Origin of the sequence: Streptomyces sp. URMC 129, from assembly GCF_051386415.1 — a bacterium.
Classification (GTDB): Bacteria; Actinomycetota; Actinomycetes; order Streptomycetales; family Streptomycetaceae; genus Streptomyces.
The window spans coordinates 1-10,631 of sequence record NZ_JBPQTQ010000164.1; the positions used below are offsets into that span (position 1 = coordinate 1).

Here is a 10,631-nt window from a genome sequence, read left to right on the forward strand (position 1 = left end):
CCCGCGATGGAGGAGAACAGCACGAACGCGTCCAGCGGCCGGTCGCCCAGGAATTCGTCCAGGTGCGCGGCGCCCGCCCTGACCGCGCTGCGCGCCGCACTCGAAGCCGACGAGACCAACGTGACGGTCGCGGACGTCACCTGGGAGCGCTTCGCCCCCGCGTTCACCCTGCCGCGGCCCAGCCCGCTCCTGGCCGACCTGCCGGAGGCGCGGGCGGCCACCGACGCGGCGGCGTCCGGAACGGGCGGCGAGGCGAAGGGCGTTCCCCCCTTCGTGCGGAGCGTGGCCGGACTGCCCGAGTCCGGGCGCCTGCCCGCCGTGCTGGAGCTGGTGCGCGACACCGCCGCCGCCGTCATCGGGCACCGCGACACCGCCGCCGTCCCGGCCGAACGGGCTTTCCGCGAGCTGGGATTCGACTCGCTGACCGCCGTCGAACTGCGCGACCGGCTGGCCCGCGCCACCGGCCTGCGGCTCCCGGCCACCCTCGTCTTCGACCACCCCACGCCCACCGCCCTCGCCGCCCATCTGCACGCCGCGCTCACCCCCTCCGGCGCGACGGCGATCACCGCCCCGGCCGCAGCGCCGGGCGCCACGGCGGACGAAGACCCCATCGCCATCGTCGCGATGGGCTGCCGCTACCCCGGCGGCGTCGGCAGCCCCGAGGACCTGTGGCGGCTGGTCGCCGACGGGCGCGACGCCGTCTCCGGCTTCCCCACCGACCGCGGCTGGGACCTCGACGCCCTCTACCACCCCGACCCGGACCGGCCCGGCTCCTGCTACGCACGCGAGGGCGGATTCCTTGACGGCGTGGGCGAGTTCGACCCCCTGTTCTTCGGGATCTCGCCCCGCGAGGCGCTCGCCATGGACCCGCAGCAGCGGCTGCTTCTCGAAGTCACGTGGGAGACGCTGGAACGGGCCGGGATCGACCCGGCGTCGGTGGGCGGCAGCCGCACCGGCGTGTTCGTCGGCACCGGCTACCAGGACTACGCCGCCCGGCTGGTGCACGCCCCGGACGACCTCGAAGGCTATGTGGGCACCGGCAGTTCGGCGAGCGTCGTCTCCGGCCGCATCGCCTACACCTTCGGGCTCGAAGGCCCGGCCGTCACGGTCGACACCGCCTGCTCGTCCTCCCTGGTCGCCCTCCACCTGGCCGCGCAGGCGCTGCGGCAGGGGGAGTGCGCGATGGCGCTGGCCGGTGGCGTCACGGTGATGTCCAGCCCGAGCGCGTTCATCGAGTTCAGCCGCCAGCGCGGCCTGGCCGCCGACGGCCGCTGCAAGGCTTTCGCGGCGGCGGCCGACGGCACCGGCTGGGCCGAGGGCGCGGGCGTGCTGCTGCTGGAACGGCTCTCCGACGCGCGCCGCAACGGGCACCCGGTGCTCGCGGTCGTGCGCGGCTCCGCGATCAACCAGGACGGCGCCTCCAACGGCCTCACGGCGCCCAACGGTCCCGCGCAGCAGCGCGTCATCCGGCAGGCCCTCGCCAACGCCGGTCTCACGGCGGCCGAGGTCGACGCCGTCGAGGGCCACGGCACCGGCACCGTGCTCGGGGACCCGATCGAGGCGCAGGCGCTGCTGGCCACCTACGGCCAGGACCGACCCGCCGAACGTCCGCTGTGGCTGGGGTCTTTGAAGTCGAACATCGGCCACGCGCAGGCGGCGGCCGGGGTCGGCGGCGTCATCAAGATGGTGCAGGCGCTGCGCAACGGGCTGCTGCCGCGCACCCTGCACGTCAACGAGCCCACCCCGCACGTCGACTGGTCCGCCGGCGCGGTCCGGCTCCTCACCGAACCGGTGCCGTGGCGGGACGACGACCGCCCGCGCCGCGCCGGGATCTCGTCCTTCGGGGTGAGCGGCACCAACGCCCACGTCATCGTGGAGGAGCCGCCCGCCCCCGCCCCCGCGCCGGACGCGCCGCCACGGCCCGCCGCCGCGCCGCACGTCACCCCCTGGCCCCTCTACGGCGGCAGCGACGGCGCGCTGCGCGCCCAGGCGACGCGGCTGCTGGCACGGCTGACCGGCGAGCCCGGCGGCGAACGCCCCGGCGGTGAACGACGCGGACCCGGCGACGGGGAACCCGCCGACGTGGCCTGGACACTGGCCACCGGCCGGGCCGCGCTGGAACACCGAGCCGTCGTCGTCGGACACGACCGGGCATCGGCCCTCGACGGGCTGCGGGCCCTCGCGGCGGGCGAGCCGCACACCACCGTGGTCCGGGGCCGTGCCGCCCAGCCCCCCCGGGTCGCCTTCCTCTTCTCCGGCCAGGGCAGTCAGCGACTCGGCATGGGCCGCGAACTCTACGCCGCCTTCCCGGTGTTCGCCGACGCCTTCGACCAGGCGTGCGCCGAACTCGACCGGCACCTCGAACGGCCGCTGCGTGACGTCGTCTTCGGGCACGACGCCGGGACGCTGGACGAGACCCGCTGGGCGCAGGCCGCCCTGTTCGCCGTCGAGGTCGCCCTGTTCCGGCTGACCGAGTCGTGGGGCGTGCGCCCGGCGGCGCTGGCGGGCCACTCCATCGGGGAGTTCGCCGCCGCCCACGCCGCGGGCGTCTGGTCCCTCGCCGACGCCGCCCGGCTCGTCGCGGCCCGCGGCCGGCTGATGCGGGCGCTGCCGCCCGGCGGCGCGATGGTCGCGGTGGAGGCGGCCGAGGACGAGGTGCTGCCGCTGCTCGGCGGCGGCACCGGCCCGGTGAGCATCGCGGCGGTCAACGGGCCCGCGTCCGTGGTCCTTTCCGGTGCCGAGCACGCCGTGCTGGACATCGCGGGCACCCTCGCGGCCCGGGGCCGCCGCACCAAACGGCTCGCCGTCTCCCACGCGTTCCACTCGCCGCTGATGGAGCCGATGCTGGACGAGTTCCGCGCGGTGGTCGCCGGAGCGACGTGCCACGCCCCCCGTGTGCCCCTTGTCTCCGCCCTCACCGGACGCGCCGTCACCGCCGAGGAGGTGTCCGACCCGGACCACTGGACCCGGCACGCGCGGCACGCCGTCCGCTTCCACGACGCGGTCCGTGCCCTCGCCGCCGAGGGCATCACCGCGTTCCTGGAGACCGGCCCCGGCGGCGTCCTCGCCGCCCTCGCCCAGAACGCCCACGACACCGCCCACCACGCGCAGCCGGTCGCCGTGCCCGCCCTGCGCCCGGACCGGCCCGAGGCCGTCTCGTTCGCCACCGCGCTGGCCCAACTGCACGTGCTGGGCGCTCCTGTGGACTGGACCCGGCCCCTCGCCGCGCACCGGCCGCGCCGCCTCGACCTGCCCACCTACCCCTTCCAGCGGCAGCGGTACTGGCTCGACACCCGCCCACCCGCCGGTGACCTCACCGGTGCCGGACTGCGGCCCGCCGGTCATCCGCTGCTGGGCGCGGCCGTCACCCTCCCCGACGGCGACGGCGTGCTCCTCACCGGCCGCCTCTCCCTGGCCGACCAGCCCTGGCTGGCCGAACACCGCGTCGGGGGCCCGGCGTTGCTGCCCGGAACGGCCTTGCTCGACCTCGCGCTGCGGGCCGCCCGCGAGACGGGCGGCGGCCACGTCGAGGAACTGGTGCTCGACACCCCGCTCGCCCTGCCCGAACAGGGCGGCCTGCAGCTCCAGATCACGGTCGGCGCCGCCGACGACACCGGCCGCCGCCCCCTCCGCGTCCACTCGCGCCCCGGCGACGGCGACCCGGACGCCGCCTGGACCCGGCACGCGAACGGCACCCTCACCGAAACCGCGCCCGAAACCGAGCCCGAAGCCGCGACCGGTCCCGAGACCACGGATCTCACCGTCTGGCCGCCCGCCTCCGCCGAGGCCGTCCCCGTCCACGACTGCTACGACCGGCTCGCGGACCTCGGCTTCGGCTACGGCCCCGTCTTCCGGGGCCTGCGCGGCGTGTGGCGGCGCGGCGACGAGGTGTTCGCGGAGGTCGCGCTGCCCGAGGGCACCGCCGTGGACGGCTTCGGCGTCCACCCGGCCCTCCTCGACGCGGCCCTGCACGCGGTCGGCTGGGGCGGGTTGCTGCCGGACGACGGCCGGGCGCGCGTGCCGTTCTCCTTCGCCGGGGCCGCCCTGCACGCCACCGACGCCACCGCGCTCCGCGTCCGCCTCGCCCCCGCCGGGCCCGACAGGGTCACGCTGCTCGCCGCGGACGGCGCCGGGCGGCCCGTCGCCCACATCGACGCCCTCCTCCTGCGGCCCGCGCCCGCCCCGACCGGCGCGGCACGGCCCGCGCCCGACGCCCTGTTCCACCTGGCGTGGCCGCCGGTCCCGCTGCCCGGCCCCGGCACCGGAGCCGGCACCGCCGAACCCCTGCCCCGCTACGCGGAGTTCGCCGCGCTGAGCGCCGCCCTCGACGCGGGCGCCGCCCCGCCCGCCGCCGTCGTCCTCGCCCAACCGCGCGGCGGCGACGGGCCCGAGGCCGCGCACGAGGCGACCCGGAACGCGCTCGCCCTCCTCCAGACCTGGCTCGCGGACGAACGGCTCGCCGCCACCCGCCTGGTGCTGGCCACCCGCGGCGCCGTCACGGTCAACTCCGGCGACCCCGCGCCCGACCCGGCGCAGGCCGCCGTCTGGGGCCTGGCCCGCTCCGCGCAGTCCGAGCACCCCGGCCGCATCGTGCTCGCCGACCTCGACGGGCACCCCGCCTCCGACCTGGCCCTGCCGACCGCCCTCGCCTCCGGCGAGCCGCAACTCGCCCTGCGGCAGGGCACGGCACACGCCCCGCGCCTGACCCGTCCCGACACCGCCGGTCTCCTCGTGCCCGAACCCGGCGCCGCCGCCTGGCGGCTCACCGCGACCGGCGCCGGAACGCTCGACGCGCTCGCCCTGGCCGACAACCCCGCCGCCACCGCCCCCCTGGCCGAGGGCCAGGTCCGCGTCGCGATCCGCGCCGCGGGCGTCAACTTCCGCGACGCGCTGATCGCCGTCGGCATGTACCCGGACGGGACGGCCCGGCTCGGCAGCGAAGGCGCCGGAGTCGTCGTGGAGACCGGCCCCGGCGTCACCGGACTCCGGCCGGGCGACCGGGTGTTCGGGATGATCCCCGAGGCGTTCGGGCCGCTCGCGGTGACCGACCACCGGTTGGTGACCCGGATGCCCGGGGGCTGGACGTTCGCCGAGGCGGCCTCCGTGCCCATCGTGTTCCTCACCGCCTACTACGCCCTGGTCGACCTGGCCGGGCTGCGGCCCGGCGAGTCCGTGCTGATCCACTCCGCCGCCGGCGGCGTCGGCATGGCCGCCACCCAACTCGCCCGCCACCTCGGCGCCGATGTCTACGGCACCGCCGGGCCCGCCAAATGGGCGGCGCTCGAACCGCTCGGCCTGTACCCCGACCGGCTCGCCTCCTCCCGCACCCTCGACTTCGAGGAACGCTTCCGCGCCGCCACCGGCGGACGCGGCATGGACGTCGTCCTCAACTCCTTCGCCGGGGACTACGTCGACGCCTCCCTCCGCCTCCTCAACGGTGCCGGCGGCCGGTTCCTGGAGCTGGGCAAGACCGATGTCCGGGACGCCGACCGGGTCGCCGCGGACCGGCCCGGTGTCACCTACCGGGCGTTCGACACCATCGAGGCCGGGCCGGACCGCATCGGCGCCATGCTCACCGAGCTGGTGCGGCTCTTCGAACGCGGCGCGCTGCGGCCGTTGCCCCGGACCTGCTGGGACGTGCGCGAGGCCCGCGAGGCGCTGCGCCACATCGGCCAGGCCCGGCACACCGGCAAGCTTGTCCTCACCGTCCCCGCCCCGGCGACCCGTTCGGGCACCGGCCAGGACGGCACGGTCCTGATCACCGGGGCCTCCGGCGCGCTCGGCGCCCGCGTCGCCCGCCACCTGGTGACCCAGCACGGCGTCCGCCGCCTGCTGTTGGCCGGCCGACGCGGCCCCGCCGCCCCTGGGGCGGACGCCCTGCGCGACGAACTCACCGCACACGGCGCCGAGGTGACGTTCGCCGCCTGCGACGTCGCCGACCGCGACGCGCTGGCCGCCCTCCTCGCCGCCCACGGTGACGGCCTGACCGCCGTCGTCCACGCGGCCGGTGTCCTGGACGACGGGCTGATCGGCGCGCTCACCCCCGAACGGCTGGCGCGCGTGCTGCGGCCCAAGGCCGACGCGGCCTGGCACCTGCACGAGCTGACCCGGCATCTGGACCTGTCGGCGTTCGTCCTCTTCTCCTCCGTCGCCGCCACCCTCGGCAGCGCCGGACAGGGCAACTACGCGGCGGCCAACGCGTATCTGGACGCGCTCGCCGCGCGGCGCCGCGCCGAGGGACTGCCGGCCGTGTCGCTGGCCTGGGGACCCTGGGCGGACGGCGGCATGGCCGGGACGATGGACGAGCGGCAGCGCGAACGGCTGGCCCGCTCCGGCCTGGTGTCGTTCGGCGCGGCCGAGGGCCTCGCGCTGTTCGACGCCGCCGGGTCGGGACCGGCCGCCGTCGCCGTCCCCGTGCGGTTCGCCGCCCCGCCCGCCCCCGCACCCGCGCCCGAGGACGTGCCGCACCTCCTGCGGGGCCTGGTGCGCGGCCGGTCCGTGCGCCGCGCCACGCCCGCCGGCGGGCACGACGGCGGCTCCCCGGAGGCGCTGCGGCAGCGGCTGGCCGGTCTGGACGACGCCGAACGCGCCCGCGTCGTCCTCGACGTGGTGCGCGGCCAGGTCGCGGCGGTCATCGGCCTGCCGGGGCCGCAGAACGTCGAGGAGGAACGGGAGTTCAAGGCCCTCGGCTTCGACTCCCTCACCTCCGTCGAACTGCGGAACCGGCTCGCCGCCGCGACCGGCCTGCGGCTCCCGGCCACCCTCGTGTTCGACTTCCCGACGCCACTGGCCCTCGCCGGGCGCGTCCGCGACGACCTCGCCCCCCGGCCGGCGAACCACGTGGCCTCCGTGTTCGGCGAGATCGACCGCCTGGAGTCCGCCGTCGCGGCGCTCGGCGCCGACGACCCCGGCGTCCGCGCCCGCGTCCGGGCCCGGCTCGGCGGCCTGCTCACGCTCCTCAACGAGCCGGACCCCGACGGCGGCAACGGCACCGGGGCGGCCAACAGCACCGACGAGCAGCTACGGACAGCCACGATCGACACCATCTTCGCGCTGGTCGACCAGGAAATCGGCAGGTGAACGACACCATGCAGGAGCGGAACCCCCAGCCCGGCCCCCACGAACAGCGGCTCCTCGACTACCTCAAGCGGGTCACCGCCGACCTCAAGCAGACCAAGTCGCTGCTCCAGCAGGCCGAGGCCAAGGACACCGAGCCCATCGCGATCGTCGCGATGAGCTGCCGCTACCCCGGCGGCGCCGACACCCCGGAACACCTGTGGCGGCTCGTCGCGGACGGCACCGACGCCGTCTCCGGCTTCCCCGCCAACCGTGGCTGGGACCTCGACGCGCTCTACGACCCCCAGCCCGGCAGGCCCGGCACCTGCTACACCCGCGAAGGCGGATTCCTGCACGACGCCGACCGGTTCGACGCCGCGTTCTTCGGGATCTCGCCGCGCGAGGCCCTGGCCATGGACCCGCAGCAGCGGCTGCTGCTGGAGATCACCTGGGAGGCGTACGAGCGGGCCGGGATCGACCCGGCGACCCAACGCGGCTCCCGCACCGGCGTGTTCGTCGGCCTCGCCTACCAGGGCTACGCGACGGACGGGGAGAACCTGGAGGAGCTGTCCGGGCATCTGCTCACCGGCACCGCCCCCAGCGTCGCCTCCGGCCGCATCGCCTACACGTTCGGACTCGAAGGCCCGACGGTGTCCGTGGACACCGCCTGCTCGTCCTCGCTCGTCGCACTCCACCTGGCCGTTCAGGCGCTGCGGCAGCGCGAGTGCGCCATGGCCTTCGCGGGCGGCGTCGCCATCATGGCCGCGACCGGCATGTTCACCGAGTTCAGCCGCCAGCAGGGCCTGGCCGCCGACGGCCGCTGCAAGTCGTTCGCGGCGGCGGCCGACGGCACCGGCTGGGGCGAGGGCGCGGGCATGCTGCTGCTGGAGCGGCTCGCGGACGCGCGCCGCAACGGGCACCCGGTGCTCGCGGTCGTGCGGGGGTCGGCCGTCAACCAGGACGGCGCGTCCAACGGCCTGACCGCCCCCAACGGGCCCGCCCAGCAACGCGTCATCCGGCAGGCCCTCGCCAACGCGGGCCTCGCCCCCGGTGAGGTCGACGCCGTCGAGGCGCACGGCACCGGCACCGCCCTCGGTGACCCGATCGAGGCCCAGGCGCTGCTGGCCACCTACGGCCAGGACCGCCCCGCCGAACGCCCGCTGTGGCTCGGATCGTTGAAGTCCAACATCGGGCACACCCAGGCGGCGGCCGGGGTCGGCGGCGTCATCAAGATGGTCCTCGCGCTCCGCAACGGGCTGCTGCCGCGCACCCTGCACGTCAACGAGCCCACCCCGCACGTCGACTGGTCCGCGGGCAACGTCCGGCTCCTCACCGAACCGGTGCCGTGGCCCGAGAAGGACAACGGGCAGCCGCGCCGCGCCGGGATCTCCTCGTTCGGCGTCAGCGGCACCAACGCCCACGTCATCGTCGAACAGGCCCCGGCCCCGCCCGGTGTCCCGCAGGAGCGGCGCCGCTTCACCGCGCACGGCACCCCGCTCGCCTGGCCCGTCTCGGCCCACAGCGCCGCGGCCCTGCGCGCCCAGGCCGAACGGCTCCTCGCCCACGTCCTCGCCGTTCCGGAGCCCGACGCCGCCGACATCGGCCACTCGCTCGCCGTCTCCCGCGCCGCTCTCCCGCACCGGGCCGTGATCACCGGCCGCGACCGGGCCGAACTCACCGCCGGACTGCGGGCGCTGGCCCGGGACACCCCGGCGCCCGGCACCGTCACCGGCCGGACCGGACCGGCCGGCGGCACCGCCGTGCTGTTCACCGGACAGGGCAGCCAGCGCCCCGGCATGGGCCGCGACCTGCACGCCGCGTTCCCCGTCTTCGCCGCCGCGTTCGACGAGGCGTGCGCCGAACTCGACCGCCACCTCGACCGGCCCCTGCGCCCGGTCCTGTTCGGCGACGACTCCGCCCTCCTGAACGGCACCGCCTACGCCCAACCCGCCCTGTTCGCCGTCGAGGTGGCGCTGTACCGGCTCATCGAGTCGTGGGGCGTGCGGCCGGTCGCGGTGGCCGGGCACTCGGTGGGGGAGTTCGCCGCCGCCCACGTCGCCGGGGTGCTGACGCTCGCGGACGCGGCGGCGCTGGTGGCCGCGCGGGGCCGCCTGATGCAGGCACTGCCGCCCGGCGGCGCCATGGTCGCGGTGCGCGCCCCCCAGGAGGAGGTGCTGCCGCTGCTCGCGGAGCACCCGGACACCGCGGCGCTGGCCGCCGTCAACGGCCCGGCGTCCGTGGTGATCTCGGGCACCGAGGCGGCCGTCACCGAGATCGCGGACCGGCTCGCCGCGCGCGGCTGCCGCACCCGGCGGCTGGCGGTGAGCCACGCGTTCCACTCCCCGCTGATGGAGCCGATGCTCGCGGACTTCCGGTCCCTGGCCGGGAAGGCGGTGTTCGGGGCGCCCGCCATCCCCTTCGTGTCCACGCTCACCGGCCGCCGCGTCACCGCCGACGAACTCGCCGACCCCGCCTACTGGGTGCGGCAGATCCGCGAGCCGGTGCGGTTCGCGGACGCGGTCGCCACGCTCACCCACGACGGTGCGACCCGGCTGGTCGAGGCCGGACCCGGGGGCGGACTCGCCGCGCTCGCCCGCGACCTGGTGCCGGAGGAGACCGCCGTCGTCCCGCTGCTGCGCGCCGACCGGACCGGCGTCGAGGCCGTCACCGCCGCGTTCGCCCGACTCCACGTCCACGGCGCGCCGTTGGACTGGGCCTCGATGTTCGCGGCCCACCGGCCGCGCCGTGTCGAGCTGCCCACCTACGCCTTCCAGCGCACCGGCTACTGGCTGCGCGGCGCCCAACGGGACCCCGGCGAGGCCGAGTTCTGGGAGTCGGTGGAACGCGAGGACCTGGCCGCCCTCACCGAGCGGCTTCAGGTGCCGGACGACGCGCCGCTCCGTTCCGTGCTGCCCGCGCTCTCCTCCTGGCGCCGCCGTCGCCACGCACGCGCCACCGACGACACCTGGCGCTACCGCGTCGCCTGGACGCCGCTCGGCACCGCCCCGCCGCCCGCCCGCCCCGCCGGGCGGTGGCTGGCCGCCGTGCCCGCCGGACGCGACGGCGACGACCGGATCGCCGCCGTGCTCGCCGCACTCGCGGCGCACGGCGCGGACATCGTGCCGTTCGCCGTCGGCCCCGCCGACGACCGCGCCGCGCTCGCCGCCCGGCTCGACGGCCACGGCACCGTCGCGGGCGTGCTGTCGCTGCTCGCCCTGGACGACCGGCCGCACCCCGGGCACCCGGCGCTGCCGGGCGGCCTCGCCGCCACCCTCGCCCTCCTCCAGGCGCTGGCCGACCGGGCGGTCGCCGCCCCCCTGTGGTGCGCGACCCGGGGCGCGGTCTCCACCGGCCCGGCCGACCCCCTCACCGCCGTGCCGCAGGCGCTCCTCTGGGGCCTCGGCCGGGTCGCCGCCCTCGAACTGCCCCGCGTCTGGGGTGGTTTGATCGACCTGCCGGACACCCTCGACACCGAGGCCGCCGCCCACCTGGCCGCCGTCCTGACCGGTGTCACCGGTGAGGATCAGGTCGCGCTCCGGTCCGGGGGTGTGCTGGCCCGGCGTCTGGTGCGGGCG

At 77.1% G+C, this 10,631-nt stretch carries 2 protein-coding genes; both read left to right on the top strand.

Annotated elements, in window-relative coordinates; all coding sequences use genetic code 11:
- Positions 1 to 120 precede the first annotated feature (120 nt).
- On the top strand, positions 121 to 7,080 hold the full coding sequence (locus ACSNOC_RS25180) for an SDR family NAD(P)-dependent oxidoreductase (protein WP_436749865.1): 6,960 nt from the start codon (positions 121 to 123) through the stop codon (positions 7,078 to 7,080).
- The coding region (locus tag ACSNOC_RS25185) for a type I polyketide synthase (RefSeq protein WP_436749866.1) at positions 7,077 to 10,631 on the top strand (3,555 nt) is incomplete at its 3' end. The genes ACSNOC_RS25180 and ACSNOC_RS25185, both read left to right, overlap by 4 nt.